General features: G+C 72.7%; 20 protein-coding genes. 9 read left to right on the top strand and 11 right to left on the bottom strand.

Translation table 11 applies throughout. The annotated features are described in order from the left end of the window. Positions 1-41 precede the first annotated feature (41 nt). Positions 42-1,937 (bottom strand): ABC transporter ATP-binding protein, encoded by a 1,896-nt coding sequence (locus ABZ154_RS22560; protein ID WP_356835274.1) that lies wholly within the window; start codon positions 1,935-1,937, stop codon positions 42-44. After that, complete coding sequence (locus ABZ154_RS22555) at positions 1,934-3,853, bottom strand: ABC transporter ATP-binding protein (RefSeq protein ID WP_356835272.1); 1,920 nt, start codon at positions 3,851-3,853, stop codon at positions 1,934-1,936. Before ABZ154_RS22555 ends, ABZ154_RS22560 begins: the two co-directional genes overlap by 4 nt. 173 nt (positions 3,854-4,026) lie before the next feature. On the opposite strand from ABZ154_RS22555, the gene ABZ154_RS22550 reads away from it, so the two are divergent. The 4 genes from ABZ154_RS22550 to ABZ154_RS22535 are packed head-to-tail and all read left to right on the top strand — an operon-like array spanning position 4,027 to position 7,784. Next, a complete protein-coding gene (locus ABZ154_RS22550) occupies positions 4,027-4,944 on the top strand; it encodes an ABC transporter ATP-binding protein (protein ID WP_356835270.1) in 918 nt (305 codons plus the stop codon). 1 nt (position 4,945) lies between these two features. Continuing rightward, on the top strand, positions 4,946-5,746 hold the full coding sequence (locus ABZ154_RS22545) for an ABC transporter permease (protein WP_356835268.1): 801 nt from the start codon (positions 4,946-4,948) through the stop codon (positions 5,744-5,746). Positions 5,747-5,805: 59 nt separating this feature from the next. Next, on the top strand, positions 5,806-7,098 hold the full coding sequence (locus tag ABZ154_RS22540; RefSeq protein WP_356835266.1) for a sensor histidine kinase: 1,293 nt from the start codon (positions 5,806-5,808) through the stop codon (positions 7,096-7,098). Positions 7,099-7,121: 23 nt separating this feature from the next. Beyond that, the gene (locus ABZ154_RS22535) at positions 7,122-7,784 is read left to right on the top strand and encodes a response regulator transcription factor (RefSeq protein ID WP_356835264.1); all 663 of its coding nucleotides are present in this window, start codon (positions 7,122-7,124) and stop codon (positions 7,782-7,784) included. A gap of 13 nt (positions 7,785-7,797) precedes the next feature. On the opposite strand, the gene glgX is transcribed toward ABZ154_RS22535, so the two are convergent. Beyond that, positions 7,798-9,981 carry a glycogen debranching protein GlgX gene (glgX, locus tag ABZ154_RS22530; protein WP_356835278.1) on the bottom strand — a complete coding sequence of 728 codons (2,184 nt, stop codon included), beginning with the start codon at positions 9,979-9,981 and terminating at the stop codon, positions 7,798-7,800. Between the two features lie 316 nt (positions 9,982-10,297). Between glgX and ABZ154_RS22525 the strand changes: the two genes are divergently transcribed. The 5 genes from ABZ154_RS22525 (at position 10,298) to ABZ154_RS22505 (ending at position 15,873) form a co-directional block, all read left to right on the top strand. Continuing rightward, entirely contained in the window at positions 10,298-11,539 is a 1,242-nt protein-coding gene (locus ABZ154_RS22525; RefSeq protein WP_356835262.1) for an Ig-like domain-containing protein, read from the top strand. Between the two features lie 250 nt (positions 11,540-11,789). Beyond that, positions 11,790-13,034: an Ig-like domain-containing protein gene (locus tag ABZ154_RS22520; protein ID WP_356835260.1), complete on the top strand. Its 1,245-nt coding sequence runs from the start codon at positions 11,790-11,792 to the stop codon at positions 13,032-13,034. A gap of 97 nt (positions 13,035-13,131) precedes the next feature. Beyond that, positions 13,132-13,899, top strand: coding sequence for an enoyl-CoA hydratase-related protein (locus ABZ154_RS22515; RefSeq protein ID WP_356835258.1), 768 nt, complete (start codon positions 13,132-13,134; stop codon positions 13,897-13,899). A 236-nt stretch (positions 13,900-14,135) separates the two neighbouring features. Then, complete coding sequence (locus tag ABZ154_RS22510; RefSeq protein ID WP_356835256.1) at positions 14,136-14,651, top strand: ATP-binding protein; 516 nt, start codon at positions 14,136-14,138, stop codon at positions 14,649-14,651. 421 nt (positions 14,652-15,072) lie between these two features. Further along, positions 15,073-15,873 carry a polysaccharide deacetylase family protein gene (locus ABZ154_RS22505; RefSeq protein ID WP_356835254.1) on the top strand — a complete coding sequence of 267 codons (801 nt, stop codon included), beginning with the start codon at positions 15,073-15,075 and terminating at the stop codon, positions 15,871-15,873. A gap of 197 nt (positions 15,874-16,070) precedes the next feature. Here ABZ154_RS22505 and ABZ154_RS22500 read toward each other — a convergent pair whose 3' ends face one another. From ABZ154_RS22500 to ABZ154_RS22465, 8 genes are all read right to left on the bottom strand, one after another. After that, on the bottom strand, positions 16,071-17,561 hold the full coding sequence (locus tag ABZ154_RS22500) for a carboxylesterase family protein (protein WP_356835251.1): 1,491 nt from the start codon (positions 17,559-17,561) through the stop codon (positions 16,071-16,073). Positions 17,562-17,621: 60 nt separating this feature from the next. Continuing rightward, entirely contained in the window at positions 17,622-19,970 is a 2,349-nt protein-coding gene (locus tag ABZ154_RS22495; RefSeq protein WP_356835249.1) for an N-acetylmuramoyl-L-alanine amidase, read from the bottom strand. A 280-nt stretch (positions 19,971-20,250) separates the two neighbouring features. Next, the gene (locus ABZ154_RS22490; RefSeq protein WP_356835247.1) at positions 20,251-21,228 is read right to left on the bottom strand and encodes a terpene synthase family protein; all 978 of its coding nucleotides are present in this window, start codon (positions 21,226-21,228) and stop codon (positions 20,251-20,253) included. Positions 21,229-21,642: 414 nt separating this feature from the next. Further along, a complete protein-coding gene (locus ABZ154_RS22485) occupies positions 21,643-22,362 on the bottom strand; it encodes a zinc ribbon domain-containing protein (protein ID WP_356835245.1) in 720 nt (239 codons plus the stop codon). Between the two features lie 574 nt (positions 22,363-22,936). Further along, the gene (locus ABZ154_RS22480; RefSeq protein ID WP_356835244.1) at positions 22,937-23,524 is read right to left on the bottom strand and encodes a phage tail protein; all 588 of its coding nucleotides are present in this window, start codon (positions 23,522-23,524) and stop codon (positions 22,937-22,939) included. Next, positions 23,521-25,482 (bottom strand): putative baseplate assembly protein, encoded by a 1,962-nt coding sequence (locus ABZ154_RS22475; protein WP_356835242.1) that lies wholly within the window; start codon positions 25,480-25,482, stop codon positions 23,521-23,523. The genes ABZ154_RS22480 and ABZ154_RS22475 overlap by 4 nt, the downstream gene beginning before the upstream one ends. Continuing rightward, positions 25,482-25,919: a GPW/gp25 family protein gene (locus tag ABZ154_RS22470; protein ID WP_356835240.1), complete on the bottom strand. Its 438-nt coding sequence runs from the start codon at positions 25,917-25,919 to the stop codon at positions 25,482-25,484. The genes ABZ154_RS22475 and ABZ154_RS22470 overlap by 1 nt, the downstream gene beginning before the upstream one ends. After that, on the bottom strand, positions 25,916-26,233 hold the full coding sequence (locus ABZ154_RS22465; protein WP_356835238.1) for a PAAR domain-containing protein: 318 nt from the start codon (positions 26,231-26,233) through the stop codon (positions 25,916-25,918). The genes ABZ154_RS22470 and ABZ154_RS22465 overlap by 4 nt, the downstream gene beginning before the upstream one ends. Positions 26,234-26,272 lie beyond the last annotated feature (39 nt).

Raw genomic sequence — 26,272 nt, 5'->3', positions numbered from 1 at the left:
AGGCGCCCGGCCGGGCAGCGGCACCCCCCTCGCCGTCACCCTCAGACCAGGCTGTCCTTCCACGTCCGGTGCAGCCCCGCGAACCGCCCTGCGCCGCCGATGAGTTCGGCGGGCGCGCCGTCCTCCACGATGCGCCCGCCCTCCATGACCAGCACCCGGTCCGCGATCTCCACCGTGGACAGCCGGTGGGCGATCACCACCGCTGTGCGGCCGTGCAGCACCGTGTCCATGGCGCGCTGCACCGCCCGCTCGCCGGGGATGTCCAGGGAGCTGGTCGCCTCGTCGAGGATCAGGACCGCCGGGTCCGCCAGCAGGGCGCGGGCGAAGGCGACCAACTGGCGCTGGCCCGCCGAGATCCGGCCGCCCCGCTTGCGTACGTCGGTGTCGTAGCCCTCCGGCAGCGCGGCGATGAAGTCGTGCGCGCCGATCGCCTTCGCCGCCCGTTCGATGTCGTCCGGGGTGGCGTCCGGGCGGCCGATCGCGATGTTCTCCGCGACCGTCCCGGAGAACAGGAACGCCTCCTGCGTCACCATCACGACGCCCTTGCGCAGCTCGGCCGTGGCCAGGTCCCGCAGGTCCACCCCGTCCAGCAGGACCCGGCCGTCGGTCGGGTCGTAGAAGCGGGCCAGCAGCTTGGCCAGGGTCGACTTGCCCGCGCCCGTGGAGCCGACGACCGCCACCGTGGCGCCCGCCGGGATGCGCAGGTCGAAGGCGGGCAGCACCTCGCCGCCCGTACGGTAGGCGAACCGCACCCCGTCGAAGACGACCTCCCGGCCCGGGTGGCCGTCGGAGCGGGCCGGCAGCTCCTTCGGGTCCGCCGGCACCGGGACCGTCGGGGTCTGGGCCAGCAGGCCGGCGATCTTCTCCAGCGAGGCCGCCGCCGACTGGTAGGAGTTGAGGAACATCCCCAGCCGGTCGATCGGGTCGTACAGCCGGCGCAGATACAGCACCGCCGCCGCCAGGATGCCGAGCGCCAGCGTCCCGTCGGCCACCCGGTAGGCGCCCCACAGGACCATCCCGGCGACCGCCGTGTTCGCGACCAGCCGCGAGCCGACCACATAACGCGCCATCTCCAGCAGCGCGTCACCGTTGCGCCGCTCGTGGACGTGGTTGAGCGAGGCGAACGCGGCGTCGTTGGACCGCTCCCGGCGGAACGCCTGGACCGGCCGGATGCCGTTCATGGTCTCCGCGAACTTGACGATCACCGAAGCGATCGCCGTCGACCGCGCCCCGTACACCACGGCCGCCCGCCGCCGGTACAGCCGGACCAGCAGGTACAGCGGCACGAAGGAGAGCACGGCGATCCCGCCGATGCCGAGGTCCAGCCAGAGCAGGATGAGCCCGATCGACACGAACGACAGGACCACGGTGATCAGTTCCTGGAGCCCCTCGCTCAGCAGCTCCTGCAACGACTCGACGTCCGTGGTGGAGCGGGAGATCAGCCTCCCCGAGGTGTAGCGCTCGTGGAAGTCCACGCTCAGCGTCTGGGCGTGCCGGAAGATCCGGCCGCGCAGGTCCAGCAGCGCGTCCTGGTTGATGCGGGCCGAGCCCCGGATGAACGCGTACTGCAGCACGCCCGCGCCCACCGAGCAGAGGGCGTACCCGATCGCGACGGCGATCAGCGGCCCGTAGTCGTGGTTTCGGAACGCCGGGACCCCGCTGTCGATCGCGTACGCCACCAGCAGTGGCCCCGCCTGCACCGCCGCCTGCTGGAGCACCAGCAGCAGCGCGGCCACCGCCACCCGGCCGCGCATGGGCGCCAGGAGGGAGAGCAGGAGCGCCCGGGTCGCCCCGCGCGGCGCGGGCAGGTCGTCCTGGTCGAAGGGGTCGCCGGCGCCGTCCGGGGCGGTGACCCGGGCCTGGGCCGTCCGGCCGGGCTCCGGCCCGTCGTCGTCACCGGAAGCGGTGCGCGCGGCGTCGTCGGTGGTCGTGGTCATCGGCAACTGCCCTCCTCGGCGGGGACCTGCGGGGCGGGGGACTCGGTGGATACGGGGCCGGGGCCCGCGGTGACGGGCCGCACGTCGGCCTGGGCGGGACCGGCGGCGGGTCCGGAGCCCGTGCCGGGTCCGGATCCTGTGGCCGGTCCGTGCGGCTCCGCCCCCGACATCAGCCACGCGTACTCCGCGTTCGACCGCAGCAGCTCCTGATGCGTGCCCACCGCCGTGATCCGGCCCTCCGACAGCAGCGCCACCCGGTCCGCCAGCATCACGGTCGAGGGGCGGTGCGCCACCACCACCGCCGTCGTCTCCTCCAGCACCTGGCGCAGCGCCGCCTCCACCAGCGTCTCCGTGTGCACGTCGAGCGCCGAGAGCGGGTCGTCCAGCACCAGGAAGCGCGGCCGGCCCACCACCGCCCGGGCCAGGGCGAGGCGTTGGCGCTGGCCGCCGGAGAGGCTCAGGCCCTGCTCGCCGACCTCGGTGTCCAGGCCCTGGGGCAACCGGTGGACGAAGTCGGCCTGTGCCACCGCGAGCGCCCGCCGCACCTGGTCCTCGTCCGCGCCCTCGGCGCCCATCAGCACGTTCTCGCCGACCGTCGCGGAGAACAGTGTCGGCTCCTCGAACGCCACCGACACCAGCTCCCGCAGCCGCGAGCGCTCCATCGTGGCGATGTCCTCGCCGTCCAGCGTGATCCGCCCGCCGGTCACCTCGTGCAGCCGGGGGACCAGCGCGGTGAGCGTCGTCTTGCCGGAGCCCGTACCGCCCACCAGGGCCATCGTCTCGCCGGGCCGCACCCGCAGGTCGATCCGGGCGAGGACCGGCGGGGAGCCCGGCTCCGCGTCCGGGTAGCGGAACTCCACGCCCTCGAACACCATCCCGGCGGGCGCGTCCGGCGCGTCCTTTCGGGTGGCCGCCGCACCTTCCTCCTCCGCCGCGTCCATCACCTCGAAGTACCGGTCGGTCGCGGTCGCCGACTCCTGGCTCATCGCCAGCAGGAACCCGATCGACTCCACCGGCCACCGCAGCGCGAGCGCGGTGGAGAGGAAGGCGACCAGGGTGCCCGCCGACAGCGAGCCGTCCGCCACCTGGATCGTGCCGAGCACCAGCGCCGCCCCGATCGCCAGCTCCGGGATGGCGGTGATGAGCGCCCAGATCCCGGCGAGCAGCCGCGCCTTGCCCAGCTCCGTGGTACGCAGCCGCTGCGACAGCGCCCGGAAGGCGAGCGCCTGGCTGCGGTGGCGGCCGAAGCCCTTGACGATCCGGATGCCGAGCACGCTCTCCTCGACGACCGTGGTCAGATCACCGACCTGGTCCTGGGCCTTGCGCGCCACCAGCGAGTACTTCGTCTCGAACACCGAGCACAGGATGACCAGCGGCACCGCGGGAGCCAGCAGCACCAGCCCGAGCGACCAGTCCTGGGCGAACAGGATGAGGAAACCGACCAGGATCGTCGCCGCGTTGACGACCAGGAAGGTCAGCGGGAACGCCAGGAACATCCGGAGCAGCATCAGGTCCGTCGTACCGCGCGACAGCAGCTGGCCCGAGGGCCACCGGTCGTGGAAGGCCACCGGCAGCCGTTGCAGATGGCGGTAGAGGTCGGCCCGCATCGACGCCTCGACCCCGGCCAGCGGACGCGCCACCAGCCACCGCCGGAACCCGAACAGCGCGGCCTCCGCGATGCCGAGCAGCAGCAGGTACAGCGCGCCCAGCCAGACGCCGCCCGGGTCCCGGTCGGCGACGGGCCCGTCCACCATCCACTTCAGGATCAGCGGGATCACCAGCGACAGACAGGACGCCAGCACCGCCACGAAGGCGGCGGTGAACAGGCGGAGCCGTACCGGGCGGACATAGGGCCACAGACGCAGGAGGGAGCGCACGGCGGACCGGTCCGTGTGCTCTGCAGGCTTTTCGGGCATCAGGGCCGACTCTACGTTTCACCACTGACATCGGTCCTCCCGATTTCGGCCGGAGGAGCCCCGTTCCCGTGCCGAAGAGGGAGGTCGTACCCCGGGGTCAGCCGATCGGTTGATGCGACGTCGGGCGTGATGACGGATACCGCCCGACGTCGCCCGCCGGAACCCTGGGGGACATGGCAATCATCGAAGTCAACGGGGTGCGCAAGACCTACGCGGGCCGCCACGTGGTCGACGGCGTCTCCTTCTCCGTCGACGAGGGGGAGATCTTCGGCATCCTCGGTCCCAACGGGGCGGGCAAGACCACCACCGTCGAATGCGTGGAGGGCCTGCGCATCCCCGACGCGGGCACGATCAAGGTCGCCGGACTCGACCCCGTCGCCGACCACGACCGCGTGACGCACCTGCTCGGAGCCCAGCTCCAGGAGAGCGAGCTCCAGGCCAAACTGACCGTACGGGAGGCGCTGGAGCTCTACAGCTCCTTCTACCCGGCCCCCGTCGACTGGCGCCCGCTCGCCGCCCGGCTCGGCCTCGACGAGAAGCTTCCCACCCGCTTCGCCCAGCTCTCCGGCGGCCAGAAGCAGCGGCTGTTCATCGCGCTCGCCCTGATCGGCGACCCGAAGGTCGTCGTCCTCGACGAGCTGACCACCGGCCTCGACCCGCGGGCCCGCCGCGACACCTGGCAGCTCATCGAGGAGATCCGCGACGGCGGGGTGACCGTCCTGCTCGTCACCCACTTCATGGAGGAGGCCCAGCGCCTCTGCGACCGGATCGCCGTCATCGACCGGGGCGAGGTCGTCGCCCTGGACACCCCGGCCGGCCTGATCCGGCGGGCCACCGGCTCCACCGTCATCTCCTTCGTGCCCTCCCGGGCGCTCACCGGCCCCGCCCTCACCCGGCTCACCGCGCTTCCCGGCGTCGCGTCCGTGACCCCGCCCGACCGCGAGGGGACGCTCACGCTGCACGGCACCGACGAGACGGTCACCCCGTTCGTCGCCCTGCTCGCCGAACTCGGCGTCACCGCCCGGCGGCTGCGCATCACCGAGACCAGCCTCGACGAAGCCTTCCTCGATCTCACCGGACAGGACGCCTGACATGCAGACCGAGACCGCCATCGCCCCGGCCACCACCCCGGGTCCCCGTGCCGCCCGGCGACGCGCCCCCGCGGCGGCCGTCCTGATCGCCGAGACCCGGCTCTTCCTCCGCGAACCGGGCAGCCTGTTCTGGGTCTTCGCCTTCCCCTCCGTCCTCCTGGTGATCCTCGGCTTCGTCCCCGCCTTCAAGGAAGCGCAGGACGACCTCGGCGGACGGCGCGTCATCGACCTGTACGTCCCCATCTCGATCCTGCTCGCCATGATCACGGCGGGGATCCAGGCGATGCCGCCGGTCCTCACCGCCTACCGCGAGCGCGGCGTCCTGCGCCGGATGTCCGCCACCCCGGTGCGGCCCTCGGCCCTGCTCGCCGCCCAGGTCCTGCTGCACGGCGCGGCCTGCCTCGGCTCCGCGCTCCTCGTCACCGTCGTCGGCCGCACCGCCTACGGGGTCCCGCTGCCCGGACAGCTCGCCGGCTACCTGCTGGCGCTGCTGCTCGCCGCCGCCGCCGCGCTGACCCTGGGCGCCATGATCTGCGCCCTGTCCCGGACGGCGAAGGCGGCCACCGCGGTCGGCTCGGGCGCCTACCTGGTGATGATGTTCACCGCGGGGGTCTGGCTGCCCGTCCAGGCGATGCCCGACCTCCTGCGCCGCATCGTGGAGATCACGCCGTTCGGAGCTGCCTCCCAGGCGCTGGAGCAGGCCGCGTCCGGGAGCTGGCCGGGCTGGATCCACCTCGGGACCGTCGCCCTGTGGACCGTCGCGATGGGCGTCGCCGCGAGCCGTGTGTTCCGGTGGCAGTGAGCGTGGGCGGGGCGGGGGCGGCCGTGGTGGACCCGGTGCGGCCGGGGGAGACTGCCCGTATGACGCCCTCGCCCCGCCGCGCCCCCTACGTGCCGGGACCGGCGACCGCCGTCACGGCCGAGCAGCGCTGGGAGCAGTTCTACCGGTACGGGCCCTACGCCGTCCTCACCCTCTCCGTCCTGGTCGGGGCCGTCGCCGCCGACCTGATCATGACCCGCACCGAGATGTACGCGGCCGGGGCCCTGGCCGTCGCGGCGTACGGGCTCCAGGCCTGGTGGGGCCGGGCCCGCCCGCGTACCGCTCCGGGAGCCCCGGCCGCGGTGGCCTACTACACCGTGAGGAGCGCCCTCGCCTTCGCCCTGTCCTGGCTCAACCCCTTCTTCGCGGTCTACGCGGCGCTCAGCTACTTCGACGTCGAACCCCTGCTGCCCAAGCGCTTCGTCCGCGTCGGGCTGCTCACCACCGCCGTCACCCTGGCCGGTTCGCAGAGCGGAGGCCTGCCGCCCGCCTCCCTGATGAACTGGGTCGCCTTCGCGGTGCTGTACGTCGTCAACGCCACCCTCGCCCTCTTCTTCTGGCAGGTCGGCATGCGGGAGGAGGAGAAGGCCCGCATCCAGGCCACGACCATCGTCGAGCTGGAGCGCACCAACCTCCGGCTGGAAGCGGCCATGGCGGAGAACGCGGCGCTGCACGCCCAGCTCCTCGTCCAGGCCCGCGAGGCCGGCGTCGACGACGAGCGGCGCCGGCTCGCCGCCGAGATCCACGACACCCTCGCCCAGGGCCTGGCCGGGATCATCGCCCAGCTCCAGGTCGTCACCTCCGTCACGGACCGCGATCCTGAGACCGCCCGCGTCCACCTGGAGAGGGCCGCCGCCCTGGCCCGCCACAGCCTCGGGGAGGCCCGCCGCTCCGTCCACAACCTGACCCCCGTCGCCCTGGAGCACGACGAGCTGACCGGCGCCCTGGAGAAGACGGTCGCCAGCTGGGCCGAACAGCACCGGGTACGGGCCGACTTCACCGTCACCGGCACCGCCGAACCGGTCCACGACGAGGTCGCCGCCACCCTCCTGCGCATCGCGGGCGAGGCCCTGGCCAACGCGGGCCGCCACGCCGGGGCCTCCCGGGTCGGCGTCACGCTCTCCTTCATGGACGACGAACTGACCCTGGACGTACGGGACGACGGCCGCGGCTTCGACCCCTCGGCGCCCGCACAGGCCGACCGCACCGGCGGCTTCGGCCTCGGCGGCATGCGGGCCCGCGCGGAGCGCATCGCGGGCACGGTGGAGGTGGAGTCGGAACCGGGCGGCGGCACGGCGGTCTCCGCCAGGGTGCCGCTGGTCCGGCACGGGTGACCAAGTCGTACGGTGGCCCTGCCATGACCGAGAACCTCGAACGCACTCCCGCCCGCACCATCACCGTCGTCCTCGTCGACGACCACCCCGTCGTCCGCGACGGCCTGCGCGGCATGTTCACCGCCGAACCGGGCTTCGACGTCCTCGGCGAGGCGGCCGACGGCGTCGACGCCCTCGCTGTCGTCGAACGCCACGACCCCGACGTCGTCCTGATGGACCTGCGGATGCCCGGCGGCGGGGGAGTGGCGGCCATCGCCGAGCTGACCCGGCGCGGGGTCCGTTCCCAGGTCCTGGTGCTGACGACGTACGACACCGACTCCGACACGCTCCCCGCGATCGAGGCGGGCGCCACCGGCTATCTGCTCAAGGACGCCCCGCGCGAGGAGCTGTTCGCCGCAGTCCGGGCCGCCGCCGACGGGCGCAGCGTCCTGTCGCCCGCCGTCGCCTCCCGGCTGATGACCCGGGTCCGTACTCCCGCCGCCCCCGCCGACGCCTCCCTCTCCGCCCGGGAGCGCGAGGTGCTGGTGCTGGTGGCGAAGGGCACGACGAACCGGGAGATCGCCGCCGAACTCTTCATCAGCGAGGCGACCGTGAAGACCCATCTCACCCACATCTTCGCCAAGCTCGGCACCAAGGACCGGGCCGCGGCCGTCGCCGTCGGCTACGACCGGGGCATCCTCGGCTGATTCCCCTTCCCGCTCACGCCGTCACCCGCAGCAGCAGCACCGAACGGGCCGGGACCGCCATCGCCGTACCGCCTTCGAGGACCGTGCCGGGCGGCTCGGCCTGGTCCTCCCGGGAGGTGTCCAGGACCAGTTCGTACGCCGCTGCCCACGGCGCTCCCGGCAGCTCGAAGGCGACCGGTTCCGCGCCCGCGTGCAGGACGGCGAGGAAGCTGTCGTCGGTGACCGGCTCGCCCCGCGCGTCCCGCCCCGGGATGTCCCGCCCCGAGAGGTAGAGGCCGAGCGTGGCGGCGGGCGCGTACCAGTCGCCCTCCGTCATCTCCCGGCCGTCCCGGGTGAACCACGCCAGGTCCCGCAGCCCGTCGGGCGCCTGGGCCCGCCCCGAGAAGAAGGCGCGGCGGCGCAGCACCGGATGGGTCTGGCGCAGCTTCAGCACCCGGGCCGTCAGCTCGGTCAGCTCCCGCCACTCGGGCTGGTCGAGCAGCGACCAGTCCAGCCAGCTCACCTCGTTGTCCTGGCAGTAGGCGTTGTTGTTGCCGCCCTGCGTACGGCCCATCTCGTCGCCCGCCACCAGCATCGGCACCCCGGTGGAGAGCAGCAGCGTGGTGAGGAGGTTGCGGAGCTGGCGGCGGCGCAGCGCGTTGACCTCCGGGTCGTCGCTCTCGCCCTCGGCCCCGCAGTTCCACGCCCGGTTGTCGCTCGTCCCGTCCCGGTTGCCCTCCCCGTTCGCCTCGTTGTGCTTGTGCTCGTAGCTGACCAGGTCGCGCAGGGTGAAGCCGTCGTGGGCGGTGACGAAGTTGACCGAGGCATACGGGCGGCGGCCCCCCCAGGCGTACAGGTCGCTGGAGCCGGTGAGCCGGTAGCCGAGGTCCCGTACGTCGGGGAGCGCGCCGCGCCAGTAGTCCCGTACGGCGTCGCGGTAGCGGTCGTTCCACTCGGTCCACAGGGGTGGGAAGGCGCCGACCTGGTAACCGCCGTTGCCGACGTCCCACGGCTCGGCGATCAGCTTGACCCGGCGCAGCACCGGGTCCTGGGCGATGACCGCGAGGAACGGGGAGAGCATGTCGACGTCGTGCATCGAGCGGGCGAGCGCCGCCGCCAGGTCGAAGCGGAAGCCGTCGACGCCCATCTCGGTGACCCAGTAGCGCAGCGAGTCGGTGATGAGCCGCAGCACCTGGGGCTGGACCACGTGCAGGGTGTTGCCGCAGCCGGTGTAGTCGGCGTAGCGGCGGGGGTCGTTCTGGAGGCGGTAGTAGCCGCGGTTGTCGATGCCGCGCAGGGAGAGCATCGGGCCGAGCTCGCCCGCCTCGGCGGTGTGGTTGTAGACGACGTCGAGGATGACCTCGATCCCGGCACTGTGCAGGGCGTACACCATCCGCTTGAACTCGCCGACCTGCCCGCCCGCGGAGCCGGAGGCGGAGTAGTCGGCGTGCGGGGCGAAGTAGCCGATGGAGTTGTAGCCCCAGTAGTTGTGCAGTCCGCGCCGGAGCAGGTGGTCCTCGTGGGCGAACTGGTGGACCGGCAGCAGCTCCACCGCCGTCACCCCCAGCCGCGTCAGGTGCTCGATCGCGGCCGGGTGCGCGAGCCCCGCGTACGTGCCGCGCAGCTCGGGCGGGATGTCCGGGTGGAGCTTGGTGAAGCCGCGTACGTGGAGTTCGTAGATGACCGAGTCGGCCCACGGGGTCTTGGGGCGGCGGTCCTCCACCCAGTCGTCGTCATCGTGGACGACCACGCCCTTGGGCACGTGGGGCGCGGAGTCCCGGTCGTCGCGCACGGTGTCGGCGACATGCTGCTGGGGCCAGTCGCGGACGTGCCCGTAGACCTCGGGCGGCAGGGTGAAGGTGCCGTCGACGGCACGGGCGTACGGGTCCAGGAGCAGTTTGGCCGCGTTCCAGCGGGCGCCCGTCCACGGGTCCCAGCGGCCGTGCACCCGGTAGCCGTAACGCCGGCCGGGCCGGACACCCGGCAGGAAGCCGTGCCAGATCTCGTGGGTGAGCTCGGTCAGCGGGCAGCGGGTCTCGGCGCCGTGCTCGTCGAAGAGGCACAGCTCGACCGCCTCGGCCCCGCCGGCCCAGAGCGCGAAGTTGGTGCCCGCCACCCCGTCCGGACCGACCCGGAAGCGGGCGCCGAGCGGCATGGGCGCCCCGGGCCACACGACGGGGGCGCGGGGTTCGGCACGCACGGCCTCCGTCACCTCCACGCGTAGGCCGTTCGAGTGCTCCGTGGGTACGGTGCCGGCGACGTCCGTAACCGTGACCTCCGTACGTACGGTGCCGGGTGCGGACCGGCCCGGTGGTTCCCCGGGCCTCGCCGCCGTCCCGGCCGGTTCCTGTACTGCCTCCTGCTCGGCTGCGCTCGACACCGTGTCGCCTCCCGCGGCTCATGAGGACGGGCACCGGAAAGGGGGCGCGCGACGTCCCGGCCGCGGCCCTCTCCTGGTAGTCCTTCCCTCTGTTCTGCCCACCGCGGGGCCCGCACTCACGTTTCCCCCGACCGGCCCTGGTCGTTGGGGGAGCGTGAACCACGTAGCGAAGAGCGCACGGGCGGGCTCGGCCGCCGTGCTGACATGGGCAGGACTACTCACCGTGCTGGTCCTGCTGACCGGATGCACCGATACGAGGGAGACTCTGCTCAACGGCAAACCGGGCTCCCCCGCCGATGTGATCAGCATCTTTCCCGAGGACGGGGCGAAGGAGGTCGGCGCGGAGACCCGGATCCGGGTGGAGATCCCCGACGGCCGGCTGGAGAGCGTCAAGGTGATGCGGACCGAGGACGCCCAGCAGCAGACCGTGGCCGGGCGGATCGCCGGTGACGGCCTCTCCTGGGACCCCGAGCCCGGCGCGGCCCGGCTCGCGCTGGCCGCGAAGTACAGCATCGACGCGGTGGCGGTGGACGCGTCCGGACAGCGCTCGGCGCGCCATGCCACGTTCACCACGCTCGTCCCCGAGCACCGTTTCATCGGCTACTTCAAGCCGGAGAACCGGTCCACCGTGGGGACGGGCATGATCGTCTCCTTCTCCTTCAACCGGCCCATCGCCGACCGGGCGGCCGTGCAGAAGGCCATCCGCGTGACCGCGAAGCCGGCGGTGGAGGTCGTGGGCCACTGGTTCGGAAAGGACCGGCTCGACTTCCGCCCGCGGACGTACTGGAAGCCGGGCACCGAGGTCACGGTGGACATCGGACTGCGGGACGTGGAGGGCGCGCCGAAGGTCTACGGCAGCCAGGACAAGACGGTCACCTTCACCGTCGGCCGCTCCCAGGTCTCCCTGGTGGACGCGGAGGCCAAGACCATGGAGGTGCGCCGGGACGGGGAGCTGGTCAGCACGGTCCCGATCACCGCGGGGGCCCCGAAGACGACCACGTACAACGGGAAGATGGTGGTCAGCGAGTTGCACGAGGTGACCCGGATGAACGGCGCCACCGTCGGCTTCACGGACAGGAAGGGCAAGGGCGAGTACGACATCAAGGACGTCCCGCACGCCATCCGGCTCACCACCTCCGGCACTTTCCTGCACGGCAACTACTGGGCCGACGAGGCGGTCTTCGGCGAGGAGAACGTCAGCCACGGGTGCATCGGGCTGCGCGACGCGAAGGGCGGCAGTGCCACCACGCCGGGCGGCTGGTTCTTCGACCGGACCCTGATCGGGGACGTGGTGGAGGTCGTCAACTCCCAGGACAAGAAGGTCGCGCCGGACAACGGGCTCAGCGGCTGGAACATGGGCTGGAAGAAGTGGAAGGCGGGTTCCGCCCTGCGCTGACACCCCGGGTGCGGCGTCCCCTGCGCTGCGCCGACCCCCGGGTGCGCGGCCGCCCCCTGTCCACGGGGGCGCCCCGCACCCCGCCCCACCTGCACGGCTCTCCCCGCCACTTGGGACGGAACGGTGACATTCCGGAGGGGATCCACCCCGGCCACGGTGTGATTATCTTGCGGTGGAGCGCGTATGAGCAGCGCGCGGGGGATGCGGGCCATGGCTTCAGTGCCAGGCCCAGCGAGGGGAGACGACCACAGTGAACGTGCAGCCGATATCGGGGGCATCGGCCGGGGCGGGCAGAAAGCGGCGCGGCGGATCGGGGCCCATGGCTCTGGTCCTGGGCGCCATGCTGTTGCTGGTGACGGCGTGCGGCGGGGACGCGGAAGCGGGAAGCAGGGGCGGCGGCAAGAGCGGCCCGAAGGCGGAGGACACCACGGCCTCGCAGGCGGTGGTGACGATCGCGCCGGAGGACGGCGCGGAGTCGGTGGCGACCAGCGGCGCGCTGAAGATCACCGCCGCGCAGGGCAAGCTGACCACGGTCACGGTCGCCGACCCGAAGGGCAACGCGGTCGCGGGCGAGATCGCGGCCGACGGCGCGAGCTGGGTGCCGGAGCGGCACCTCGCCGCCGCCACCAAGTACGCGGTGCACGCGGTCGCCGAGGACGCGAAGGGCCGTGAGTCGGCGAAGGACACGACCTTCACCACGCTGGTGCCGGAGAACACCTTCATCGGGCACTACACGCCGGAGGACGGCTCCACCGTCGGGGTCGGCATGCCGGTCTCGATCAACTTCACCCGGGGCATCACCGAGCCGGCCGCGGTGGAGAAGGCCATCAAGGTCACCGCCGAGCCGCCGGTCGAGATCGAGGGCCACTGGTTCGGCAACGACCGCCTCGACTTCCGCCCGGAGAAGTACTGGGCGCCGGGCACCAAGGTGACCGTGGAGCTCCACCTGGACGGCGTGGAGGGGCGGCCGGGGGTCTACGGCAAGCAGGCGAAGACGGTGAAGTTCACCATCGGCCGCAGCCAGGTCTCGACCGTCGACGCGAGCACCAAGCGGATGAAGGTCGTCCGCGACGGAAAGCTGATCAAGGACATCCCGATCTCCGCGGGCGCCCCGGCGACGACCACGTACAACGGTCAGATGGTCATCAGCGAGAAGCTCAAGGTGACCCGGATGAACGGCGACACCGTCGGCTTCGGCGGCGAGTACGACATCAAGGACGTGCCGCACGCCATGCGGCTCTCCACCTCGGGGACCTTCCTGCACGGCAACTACTGGGGTGCGTCCTCGATCTTCGGCAGCACCAACACCAGCCACGGCTGTGTCGGTCTGCGCGATGTGCGCGGCGGCTACGACAGCCAGACGCCGGCGGCCTGGTTCTACAACAAGTCGATGATCGGTGACGTGGTCATCGTGCAGAACTCCAGGGACAAGCAGATCGCGCCGGACAACGGCCTCAACGGCTGGAACATGGACTGGGAGGAGTGGAAGAAGTAGGCCCCGGCCGCTGCTTCCTCCGTACGATCCCGGCGGGCCCGGTGCTGTGACCGACGGCACCGGGCCCGCCCGCGTTAGCAGTGGTTAACCTGCCTGCATGACTGTGACCCTCGAAGTAAGCGACAACGTCGGGACGATCCGGCTGGACCGGCCGCCGATGAACGCCCTGGACGTGGCGGTCCAGGACCGGCTGCGGGAGCTCGCCGAGGAGGCCACCCGGCGCGACGACGTGCGCGCGGTGATCCTCTACGGCGGCGAGAAGGTGTTCGCGGCCGGCGCGGACATCAAGGAGATGCAGGCGATGGACCACACGGCGATGGTCCAACGGTCCAAGGCGCTCCAGGACTCCTTCACCGCCGTCGCCCGGATCCCCAAGCCCGTCGTCGCCGCCGTCACCGGTTACGCGCTCGGCGGCGGCTGCGAACTGGCCCTCTGCGCCGACTTCCGCATCGCCGCGGACAACGCCAGACTCGGGCAGCCCGAGATCCTGCTCGGGCTGATCCCGGGCGCCGGCGGCACCCAGCGCCTCGCCCGGCTGATCGGCCCGTCCCGCGCCAAGGACCTCATCTTCACCGGCCGTATGGTCAAGGCGGAGGAGGCCCTGACGCTCGGTCTGGTGGACCGGGTGGTGCCCGCCGCCGAGGTCTACGAGCAGGCGCACGCCTGGGCCGCCCAGCTGGCGAAGGGGCCCGCGCTGGCACTGCGCGCCGCCAAGGAGTCGGTCGACACGGGACTGGAGACGGACATCGACACCGGGCTCACCGTCGAGCGGAACTGGTTCGCCGGGCTGTTCGCCACCGAGGACCGCGAGCGCGGGATGCGCAGCTTCGTGGAGGAGGGCCCGGGGAAGGCCAGGTTCCTCTGACGGGGTCCATCCGGGGGTTCATCCCTCCGAGCGGATTATCCGGGCCTTAAGGCAACCTTAAGGCCCGGTGCCGTACCCCTCGGGGCAACCGCGCTCGGGCAGCGCGTCGCCGCAGCTCAGCGGGGCTCCCGAAGGCTTCGTTCTGCCAGGGGCATATGCCAAACGCCCTGCGTGGAGGAGGTTCTTCCCCGGGGCGGATTCCCTCGGAACGGCCCCGGAGGGCGAAGTCTGCGTCCATGATGGTGGGCATGGCGGGCCTGGAGGGTGTGGATCAGCCGCGACCGCGCAGCAGCGCGACCGCGGCACGCTGGACGTCGGGTATGGATGACGAGCAGGCGTTCAAGGCGCTGGAGTTGTTCGGAAATCCGACCGAGGGGGAAGTCCGGCTGCCGTCGCGGCCGGAGTCCGCGGCGACCGCCCGCCGGCTCACCTCCTGTGTGGTGCTCCGGCAGTGGGCACTCTCGCCGCAGACCGCCGAGTACGCGGTGCTGCTCGTCTCCGAGCTCGTCGGCAACGCGGTGCGCCACACCGGTGCCCGCGTCTTCGGGTTACGGATGGTGCGCCGCCGGGGCTGGATCCGGGTCGAGGTGCGTGACCCGTCGCGCGGGCTGCCGTGCCTGATGCCGGTGCGCGAGATGGACATCAGCGGGCGGGGGCTCTTCCTCGTCGACAAGCTCTCCGACCGGTGGGGAGTGGATCTGCTGCCGCGCGGCAAGACCACCTGGTTCGAGATGCGGATCTCCGACCGCTGACACCTGCGGCCGCAGGGTGCTCTGGAGGCCTCGGGGGCCTTCGGGGGCGCCTCCGCACGCACAGAAGCCCCCGGTCGGCCGTGGTGCGGCGCTGCGGGGGCTTCTGTGGGGGCCGTGAGAAGTGGGGTGTGTTCACGGCCGCTCGTGACGACCTCGGCCCGGGTCAATGGGGGTCGTGGCTCCGACTATGGCAGACGGGCGACCGTGGTGCCAAAGATGCATTTCGGGTGTTTCTCGGTTTAATCGGTCATTTCTTAGCTGAATCGCAGGTGGGCTCGGTCACTCGCCTGGCTTTCCATGCATTCTTATGGCGTGACCTGAATGATTCATAGATCATTCCGACAATCGGTCAATCAGAACATTTCGTCTATTCCGCCTTTACTGTGTCCCCGGGACTCCGTGGAACGCGAGGTGGTCGGGGATGGACGGACGCAGGGCGCCGATGCGCCGCCGCGACGTGCTGGGCGCCGGGGCCGGTCTCTTCGCCGCCGCCTTCGCGGCGGGCTGCGCGAGGAGTCCAGGAGGTGCGGCGGCCGTGGCCGGCGGGGCCCCCGCGCCTTCACCTCCGTACGCCTCCACCCCCGAACCCACCGCCGCGCGAGCCCCGCGCCACTTCCCCGGGCAGCCCGTCCGGATCACGCACGGCCCCCGCGACCGGCCCCGCGTCGCCCTCACCTTCGAGGGCCGCGGCGACCCCGGCCTCGCCGCCGCCACGCTCGCCCGGATCGAACGGGCCGGCGCCCGGGCCACCGTCCTCGCCGTCGGCAGCTGGCTCGACGCGCACCCCTCCATGGCCCGCCGGATCCTCGACGGCGGCCACGAGATCGGCAACCACACCCAGAACCACCGCGACCTCGCCGCCCTCGACGAGCGCGCGGCCTACGAGGAGATCACCGTCTGCGCCCGGCGGCTGCGCCGGCTCACCGGCTCCATCGGCACCTGGTTCCGCCCCTCGCCCGGTCCCGACGCCACCCCGCTCGTCCAGCACCTCGCCCGGCGGGCCGGCTACCCGCACATCCTCTCGTACGACGTGGAGTCGCTCGACCACGCCGCGACCGGGGTACCGGCCGTCCTGCGCAAGGTGACGGGCGAGCTCCGGCACGGTTCCGTGGTGGGGCTGAGCCTCGCCCGGCCCGTCACCGTCGCCGCGCTGCCCCTGCTCATCACCGAGATCGAGCGGCGCGGCCTGCGCGCGGTGACGGCCACCGAGCTGCTGAGCTGACGTCAGGGCCGGTGCACCAGGGGCCTCCCCTCCCCGGCCGGCGCGCTGGCGGTGGCGGCCCGGCGGATTCTCCGGGACACCGACCCGGCCGTCGCCCACGCCTCGTTCGCCGGCGGACAGGTCGTGCTGGGCGCGGACGTGGCCGTTTCGGCGATCCTCCCCGTGGTCCCCGGCCCGCACCGGATCCCGATGCGGCCCTAGCGCCGCCCCCCGTACGGCTCCCAGCCCCGCAACTCGTCGTCGCGCGGGGCCAGGACGAGGGCCGGCGCGCCCGGGCCGAAGAGCTCCACGGGCCGGGACGCGTCCCAGGACGGCCAGCCCGGGTCCCCCGCCGTTGCGAAGTCCACCCACGCCCGGTGCATCGCGTCGGCCAGCTCCTGCGGGGCGTCCGGTCCGGTCAGCGCCATCGTGTCGGGGTGGGCCAGGGTGTCGAAGACGAACCCCAGCTCCAGCGCGTGGCAGGCGCCGAGCCGCTGTACGGGGGAGGGCCAGCCGAACTCGTAGACGTACGTGGACCCCGGGGCATCGGCCCGGGCGTCGGCCAGCCGGTTGAGCGGGACCCGCAGCAGCAGGTCCGTCGCGAGGGCGCCGAGGAGTTCGCCCGGGGTGGCGTCCGGGCGGTTGGCCCGGTAGGTGCGGGCGGTCGCGTTCGGGACCCCGAACTTCAGCAGGGCGAGGCGGAGCTTCAGGCTGCTGATCCGTTCCGTCAGTCCGCCGGGGACGAACCAGAGCCGGTACTCCTCGGTGTTCGTCCCCATCAGCAGGTCGACCCCGGCCGCCGCGCCCGTGTGCAGCGCCTTTGCCGGGTCCCGGGTCAGCAGCTCGCCGTCCACCACGATCTGGAAGGAGTTGCGGCCGGTCAGCGGATTGCCGCCGCTCGTCACCTGGGTCTGCGCGGTCAGCAGCGCGTCGGTGTCCACGGCGGCCAGCGCGGCGGCCGTGGCGGGGACGCCGAGCCGCCTGGCGATCAGCTCGGTCGTCCCGCGCGCGGCGTCCGGGGTGAGGGCGGCGGGCGCCCCGCTCTGGAGCACCGCCCGCCGGAACAGCCCGGCAGCCCGGTCCGTGGCCAGCAGGGCGGCGATGCTCACCGCCCCCGCGGACTCCCCGGCCACCGTCACCCGGCCCGGGTCGCCGCCGAACTCCGCGATGTTGTCCCGCACCCACTCCAGGGCGGCCAGCTGGTCCAGCAGCCCCCGGTTGGCGGGCGCGTCCGGGAAGAGACCGAAGCCCTCCACGCCCAGGCGGTAGTTGACCGAGACGAGCACCACCCCGTCCCGGGCGAACGCGGACCCGTCGTACACCGGCACCGCCGAGGAACCGTGCAGCAGCGAACCGCCGTGGATCCAGACGAGTACGGGAAGCCCCTCGCCCTCCCCGGTGGACGGCGTCCACACGTTGAGGTTGAGCCAGTCCTCGCCCGGCACCGCCGGGTCCGGCAGCAGCCGGTCCAGCGGCGGGGCGTAGGGCCGCTTGGGTGCCGTCGGCCCGAACGCGACGGCGTCGCGCACGCCTTCCCACGGCTCCGGCGGCTCCGGCGCGCGGAACCTCCGCGCACCCACCGGCGCCGCCGCGTACGGAATGCCGCGGAAGACCGCGACACCCCGCTCCACCGCACCGCCTACGGTGCCCCGCACGGTCCTGGCCCGCGGGGGATTCCCCGCCCGGGGGCCTGCCCCGATGTCGGACATGGTGCGTGCCCGCCTCTCTCGCGGTGCGGTGGCTCAGCGGCTCACTTCAGGTGGAACCGGCTACTTCAGGTAGACCAGCCCGTCCGTGGTGAGGGTCGGGCGGCCCGTCGTACCGACCACCACGATCTTGACCGTGTGCTTCGCACTGGTCGACCAGGACCGGGTCCAGATCGCGTCCCGGTACTTGGTGGTCGAGGACTTCAGGTCCACCGTGGCGACCTTCGTGCCGTCGACATAGACGTATGCCTGCCCCGAAGTGGCGGCCCGCGACACCACCCAGGCGGCTGACCGGCCGGTGAACGTCCAGGTCAGGCTAGCGCTCTTGGCGCTGCTGGTCAGGGACTTGCCGCCCAGGTAGCTGGAGGACGACTTCGCCGTCCACTTCCCGGTCTTCGTGGCGGCGGTCTCCTGGAGGATCACCGGGGTGCCGGAGACCGAGGCGGCGGCCGTGTTGCCCGCGCGGTCGTACGCCGTCATCTTCCAGGCGGTCGCCGCGCCGGATTTCGCGGTGTGCGAGGCGCTCCCGGTCGTCGGGCCGTACGTCTTGGCGACGGGCGCGGTGAGCCGGACCTCCTTGAGGGCGGTGGCGTCGGTGGCCTTCCACTTCAGGGTGACCGGGACGGCGGCCGTGTTCACCGTGCCGGCGCGCAGGCTGAGGGCCGGCTTGGTGGTGAAGACGGGGGCCGTGCGCTCGGCGACGACCGTGGCGGCCGCCGATGTGGTGACCTTGCCCGACTGGTGGGTGGCCCGCACCTGCACGGAGTGCTTGCCGAGCGCGAGGGTGGCCGCGGCCTTGGTCACGCTGCCCTGGACGGTGGCCACCGGCTTGCCGCCGACGAGCAGCTCGTAACTCTTGACGAAGGCGGCGGGCGTGGCCGCCTTCCAGCCGACGGTGATGGCCGACTTGGTGTAGTACGTGGAGCCGGAGGCGCTCGCTCCGGTCACCGAGGTGATGGCGAGGCCGGTGACCTTGTCGGTGACCAGGGCGGCGGCCTGCGAGCGGATGGCGGGGAGCTGGCCGTAGAGGCTTCCCCCGGGGCACTGGGTGTTGAACCCGTCCCGGTGCCCGGAGATCTGCTGGAAGGGGTAGGTCGCCCCGGCGGCGAACTTCGCCCCGAAGAAGTTGCCGCCCGCGGCTCCGGCGGTCAGCTCGACCGTGCCCGTCGGGTTGCCCTGGTACTGGCCGAGCTTCCAGGCGGCGACCCGGGCGACCGCGTCGGTCGCGGCGCTCGCGGCCGTGGTGTCGGTGTGCATGCCGATCACGGCGATCCCGGTGGTGTCCCGGTTGAAGCCGTAGGTGTGCGCGCCCATCACGGCCCGGTCGACACCGCCCTTGCGGCCCTCGAAGACCGTGCCGCACTTGTCGACCACGAAGTTGTAGCCGAGGTCCTTCCAGCCGTTCGACTTCACGTGGTACGTGTGCAGCCCGCGCACGATGGCCGCGGAGTCGGCACAGGAGTAGGAGTTGGTCTGCGCGGTGTGGTGGACGAAGACCGCCTTGACCTTATCCAGGTAGTCCGGCGACTCACTGCTGAGCGACTCGTCCGCGTTCCACGCGACCCGCGAGACGATCGTCGGGCGCGGGGCCGTGGACGGCGGGGCGGGCGGCAGAGTGGGGGTTGTGGTGGCGGTGGGCGTCGGCTTCGGTGTGGCGGTCGGCTTGGGCGACGCGGTGGTGGGGGCAGGACTCGGAGTCGCGCTCCGGGTCGGGGTGGGGCTCGGGCCCGGGGGCGGCGGCGTCGGGGACGCGGTCGTCGGGGTGGGGGACGGCGGCACCGGGGAAGGTTCCTTCGACGGCTCATCGGTGGGCGGCTCGCCGGACGGCGTCGGCTCCTCGGTCGGCGTCTCCTCGGCGGCGAACGCGGCGGGCTCGGCGGCGAACGCGGCCGGTCCGGCGGCGAGCGGGGTGGTGCTGCCGCCCGGGTCCACGGTGTCCAGCCGCAGCCCTGCGGGGAGCCCGGCCCTGATGCCGTCCGCGGCACTGATCCGGACCTCGACGCCGTTGGACGGGCCGACCCAGCGCGGTTCGGTGGTGCCCCGGACGCCGGGCCTGCCGGCCTCGGTGCGCCCGTCGATCTCGGTGTCCAGGGGCAGCCAGCCGGTCCACTCGCCGGTGGCGGCGGAGCGGGTACGGGCCTCGACTTGGCCGGTCACCTTGGCGGCGGGGTCGGTCCAGGTCACGCCGAGCAGACTGAACCGCTCGGTGGAGCGCTGGGGAAGGGAGGCGGAGGCGCCGTCCTCGGAGGTCTTGAGCGGGGTCCGGTAGACATCCGCCTCCGCGGGAGCGGACTTGGCGTCCGCCTCACCGTCGGGGGCGGAGCTGCCCGTGACGCCCTGGAACACCAGGACGCCCGTCACGGCCGCGGTCGCGACGGCAGCCGTGGTCCATATTCTTCGCTGTGATCTCACGTGTGTTTTCCCCGGGTACGGTGGTGGAAGACATGGCATTCCGACCGGTCAGCCGCTGACCGGGGGCACGACGAAGTGGCCGGCCCGGCCGGTGGGGCGACCCGGGACATGCTTGCACGGGACAGTCTTCCATGCGATCGCTTGAGACCGGGACTGATTCTTTCCCGATCGGCCGCGATGTGATCCGATCGATCTCTGGTGGGACGAGGGACCGGACCCCAGGGCCTGGAACGCTTCCGTCTTCCAGGCCCTGGCCTCTCGCGGGACGCCGCAGGTGCTCTCAGGCGGCGAAATACTGGGACATCGAGTTCCGTGCGTCCAGCTCCACCAGGTCCGGGCGGGTGTAGCGCTCGGCGCGGGCGTGATAGTCGAAGTCGCCCCGCACGAGCCCTCGGTAGTCCTGTACGCAGCGTTCGAGGGCGGCCCGGGTCGAGGCGCTGATTCCCGCCGCCTCGATTTCCTCGATCAGCTCCTTCTCCGCCCGCATCACGCGCTCGGCAATACGTGCCAGTTGAATTCCGGCCTCGTCGACGGCCTCCTGGAGTGTGGAACCGCGGTCGCGCTGGATGAGCCGCACCGCATTGTGCTCGTAGCCGAGCGCTGCTTCTTTCTCGAACGAGCAGATGTCGTTGCAGAGTCCCGAATGGTCGGTCACCGCGTTCCGCAGGGCGATGTACGCGGGCAGGCTCCGGGCGGACTCCGGCAGATCGATTCCTGCGGTGATCTCATGCAGATCCAGGAACGGCTGCATGGCCACCGAGTCCCGGCGGTGCTTCGCGAAGTCCGACCGGCTCGGCACCTGCCCGGCCGCCCGCTCGACCGCCTCGGCGTAGTACGTCCAGAGCCAGGCCGCCGTGTCCCGCCGGAACTGCCGGTTCCACTGCGGGGACCGGTCGCGGCAGGTCCGCTCGCGCAGCCCGGCGAGCGCCTGCTCCATCGGCCCGCGCGGCGCGGCCCCGTCGAACACGTCCACCAGCCGGGTGATCGCCGCCTCGCACATCCGGGGGTCACGGCCGGCCGGGCCGTCGTCGAACTCGTCGTCCACCAGGAAGGCCCAGAACAGCCATTGGCAGAAGAGGTCCAGATGGTGCTGCGACGCTTTCGGGAAGATGAGGGATATCCAGAGTTCCGGCCGGGTGCGGATCATCTTCCTGCGGGCCGGAACAGAGAGAATCAGTCCCTCCGCTTCCGCCCATTCCCAGGCGGCCTCCCTGGTCTTCTCCAGGCCCGGATTGCACCCTGCGCTGGCGAACGGCATATGAAACGCCGGTAACGTTATCTGGCTCATTGCTGCCCCTCGTCGAATGAGTACGGCTGGGGGATGCGCACCGCGCATTCCCGGTGATCGCGCATGGGCGCGCACCCGTCGGAGGGCGGCCGCCGGGCGTCCGTATGTCCTGGCCGAGGGGTGACCGTACGAGGTGAGCCGGTCATCGCTGTCCTCTCTCCTCCGCCGGGCCCGGGCACCGGAGCTGGGTAGGCGAGCCGGCGAGGCCGATCGCGTCACCATGCGTGAGGCATAGTCAACCCCCTGTGGAGGGGTGGAGGGAAGCCATATGTGACCGAAATTGCTTCATCGGTCAGAACTGCTGCGCAGCTGTGAGCAGTTGGGGGGCTTCTGGGACTGAACACAACCGGCGCGCCCGGTGCGTCGCCCCGTCGGCCCCGCCGGTCAGGTGCGCTTGAAGAACTCGACCTCTCCGAGCGCGATCGGCCGGTCCTCGGTCCGGCCCGCCGCCTCCAGCAGGACGAGCCGGACGGAGACGACATCGCTGATGCCGGTCCGTACCGTCTGCTCGCCGGGTTTGTCGTTGAGCGTGAGCTGCTTCTTGTGGAGCGTGCCGTCCGCCGTGGTGACGACCAGCTCCGCCCGGACCGGCCGCGGCTCCCGCCGGAACTCCTCGGGCTCCTTCGACGCCCCGGTGTGCAGGACGACCCCGACCAGCCGGAACGGCGTGTCGAAGGTGCAGGTCAGCGACGAGCCCAGCGACGGTGCGCCCCAGTACTTGTTGGTCAGGCCGTCGACGGCCGCGCCCGCCGGATGGCCGGGGGCCGCGCCGCTCGCGGTCACCCCGGAGGGGCTGATCTCCGCCGTACCGCCCAGCTTGTCCCGGACGTCCTCGAAGAGCACGCGGCCGGCCGGCAGGAACAGGAAGCCCATGAAGAGCAGCCCGACGACCGCCAGCACCAGCAGGATCCGCCGCAGCGCCCGGCCCGACCTGACCCGCACCCGGCGGCGGAACGGCCACACCGTGCGCCACCAGGGCAGGGGAGTGGTCTCCTCCTTGGCGTGCAGAGGGGCCGCGCAGCGCCGGCAGAACCGCCGCCCGGGCAGGTTCGGCGTGCCGCAGGCGGGGCACGGCGGCCCGTCCGGCGCCTCATCCTCCTCCACGGGCCGGACCACGGGCCGCCGTGCCACGGGTTTCGCCGGCTGGACGGCACCGATGGGCGCCTCGGCCTCGGGGGCGGACCGCGCGGGCTGGGCGGGTTGTACGGGGGGCGCGGCCGGTGCCGCCGGGCGTACGGGGGCGGGCTGCGGGGGGTGTTGAGGGCGTACGGGGGTGGGGCGCGGGGTCTGTGGTGCGGTGCGCGGGCGGGGCGGGGTGGCGGTGGGAGGGCTGGCCGGCGCTGTCGGCGACGGGGCCGCCGGTCGTGGGGCCGCCTCCGGACGAGGGGGCATGACCGGGGGAGCGGCCGGTTCGGTATCCCTCTCGGGCTCTGCTACCGGCTCGGCCGGGTCCGTGGCCGGAGCGGGTGCGTGCCCGGGGGCGGAGCGACGATCGCGGGCGGGCTCAGGGGCAGGTACCGGCTCGGCCTCCGGGTCCGGGTCCGGCTCCGGGTCCGGTTCCGGTGTCGGCGGGGTGCGCCGAGGCTCGGTGGACCACCCCAGGTACGACCCGCAGTTACCGCAGAAGTCGTCGTCCTCGCGGTTCGCCGTACCGCACGCCGGACACGAGCGCATCGCGTCAGCCTCCTGTCTCTACGGTCGTCCCGGGCGCCACTTCCGGCGGCCCCGGCAGGATCTCCACCCGGCCTGTGAGGTGGACGGGACACGAGGCCGTGACGACCTCCTGGACCCGGTTCGCGTCCACCGTGGCTCCGGGAGCCACCGGCCAGACGCGTACGAGCAGTTCACCGGTCGGGGCCGGAGGCAGCTCCGTACCCGGGCGGTCCGACCACGCCACGCCCCCGCCGTCCCGTACCTCCGCGTGGACGCCGAAGCAGAGGCGGAGATGTTCGACCAGACCGCGCCGGGTGCCGCGCCACCGGTGCAGCTCGACCGCGCGGGCCAGCACCGCACGTTGCAGCTCCGGCGGCCAGGCGGGGTCGATGCCGGCGCCCACCCAGGTCGCCAGCCAGGGCAGGAAGTCGGCGGGGGCGAGAGCCGGGTCGAAGTAGGCCGGGAGGTTGTCCAGGGTGGACAGCACCGGGGCCAGGACCGTGTCGAGGCCCGCCGTGAACCGCTGGGCCAGGTCGTCGTCGGCGTACAGGGCGGGCAGCAGTTCGCCGAGCGGGTAGCGGCTCGGCAGGCCGGGTACGGCGGCCCGGCTCATACGCCCTCACCCGGCCCGCTCGCCGTGACGATCACCTGGTGCTGGTGCGAGAAGACCAGCGCGCCCGGAGCCACGTCGATCCGGTCCACCGCGCCCCCGCGCCGCCCGGAGACCGGGTCCGCCGGGAACAGCCGGACCTCCTCCACGAGACCGGCCCCCCGCACCCCCTGGAGCACGGCGAACACCTCCCCGTACTGCACGGGCCTCCCGAACGGCCACCCCGTACCGTCCGCACCGCCCCGCAGCGGGTCGATGTGGCGGAACAGGGCCTCCAGCGCCTCCGCGCGCACCCGGTCCACGTCACCGGGGGCCGCGACCAGCCGGGCGACCACGGTGACGCCCTGGTACGCGGGCGGCTCCACTACCAGCCGGGTGCCCACCAGGCGGCGCTCGTCCAGGCGTTCCGCCACCGAAGCGAGCACCTGGTCCGAGGGGATCAGCTGCTCGAACCGCAGGTGGCCGCCCTCGTCGGGGACCGCGTCCGGTACCACCAGCACCCGTACCGCACCGCCCTCGCCCGTGACGGCCGGCAGACACCGGACCCGGCGCAGGGAAGGCGCCGCCTCGCGGGCGATGACCTCGTGGTCCCGGGCGGTGACGGCCCGTTCCTGCACACGCAGGATGTTGGGCGCGCGCACCTTGGCGTTCTCCACGGTCTCGCCGTCAACGCCCCCGGTCGCCGCCTCCCGGTTGTCGACCCCCGCGACGTACGGGACCGAGCTGCGCAGCACGGAGATCGCGCCCCGGGCCACGTTCCCGGCCGATCCGCCGCCCGTGCGGTAGCGCTCCACGCGGAGCTGGGCGCCCTTCTCCGGGACCGCACCGTACGCGCGCATCGTGCCGTCCTCCTCGCGCACCTCCGGCGGGAACGCGAACTCACCGGAGACGGCGTCGATCCGGACGTGCCGGTCACCCGGGGAGGAGGCGCCGAAGTGCTCGACGGGCGTCCAGACCTGCCAGCCCTCGGCGGTCGACACCTGGACCACCGGCGGCTCCCCGTCCATCAGCAACGGCACCCGGCTCACCGAGAACCGCTGCCCGGCCACACCCTCGGAGACCCCGAGGGGCACGTCGAGAACCGTCTCCGCGTGCTCGACCGCTACCGTACCGCCGACCGTGAACACCTCGGCCTCGCGGATCGTCGGCGACTCGGAGTAGAACGGCTGGCCCGGTCCGGGTGCCGTGACCCGGCAGCGCAGCCACCCCGCGCGCGTACCGGCGACCACGGAGGCGGTGTGCCCGGCCGGCACGAACACGATGACCTCACCCGGCCGGTTGAGCCCGCCCGTGCTGTCGTCACCGGTCGCGCACTCCACCCAGCGGGCCCCGTCCCACGCCTCCCACACCAGCGGCGGCTGACGCGGGTCGACACCCACGCCCTCCACCCGGCTGTCCAGGCGTACGGCGACGATGCAGCGCGGCACGGCGGTGGGCAGCCCGAACAGCAGTGCGTCCCCCGGCTCCGGGCGCGGCGAGAAGCACGGGATGTCCTTGCCCGCGCCGAGCGGCCCGGTGCGGTCGGTCTGGTCGCCGGTCTTCGGCGCGGTGACCAGCCGGACCAGCGAACTCGGCACGATCGGCAGCTCCTCGGAGGTGGTGAACACCACCGGCTCCTCCGCCTCGCCCCGCGCGGTCGCCACCTCCGCACCGGCGGACAGGTGCACGGTCTCCGGCTGTGGCGCGGAGAGCCAGAAGTCGACCTCGGCGCGGGCCACGGTCGGCGGGAACAGGGTCACGCCCAGCAGGTCCAGGAAGGCCGCGTAGTTCTTGTCGGGCACCCGGTTCAGCCGGTACAGCAGCTGGTCGACCATGTACGCGAACGTCTCGATCAGGGTGACCCCGGGGTCCGACACGTTGTGGTCGGTCCACTCGGGGGAGCGCTGCTGGACGTACCGCTTGGCCTCGTCGACGAGCTGCTGGAAGCGCCGGTCGTCCAGGTTGGGGGAGGGCAGGACCATCAGCGCGTCCCCGCTTCCGCGGATGCTTGGGAGGCGTCTTTGTCGGACGGGATCGTGTAGAAGGGGAAGACCAGGTTGCGCAGGTCGTTGGTGGCCCGCACGGTGTAGCGCACGTCGATGTAGAGCGTGCCCTCCTCGATCGCGTCGAACGCGATCACCACGTCCGTCACCTCGATGCGCGGTTCCCACCGCTCCAGCGACGTACGGACCTCCTGGGCGATCCGCCCGGCGGTCGCGCCGTCGCCGGGCGCGAAGACGTAGTCGTGGATGCCGCAGCCGAACTCCGGCCGCATCGGCCGCTCGCCCGGTGCAGTGCCGAGGATCAGGCCGATGGCCTCCTCGATCTCCTTGTCCCGCTCGACCAGGGCGATCCCGCCCGTCGCGCCGGTCCGCAGCGGGAAGCCCCAGCCGCGTCCGATGAATCCGCCGCCGCTCACATCGGGCCCCCGATCAGGACGTTCAGCGCGCCGCTGACGATGGGCGCGCCACAGGTGGTCCTGTCTCCCCTGCGGGCGGCGGGCAGCCCGCCGATCAGCACCTGGCCGGTGGCGGCCGCCACCGGGTTGGGCATGATCACGTTCGTCGGTCCGAGCGCCGCGTGCGGGGGGATGACGCACACGTGCAGGCTCCCGGTGACGGCCGCGGGCCGGCCGCCGATCCATACGGTGGCGACGGTCGGCGCACCGGGTGGCGGGGTGCCGATGAGGCCGCCGTGGGCGGTGCTGTCGCCCGTACGGGCTGCGGGGGGCATGGCCGGGGTTCTCCTCGCTGTGAAAGGGAATCGCGCAGT

Source organism: Streptomyces sp. NPDC006261 (assembly GCF_040613515.1).
Classification (GTDB): Bacteria; Actinomycetota; Actinomycetes; order Streptomycetales; family Streptomycetaceae; genus Streptomyces.
This window is presented reverse-complemented; position numbering and strand designations above follow the sequence as displayed.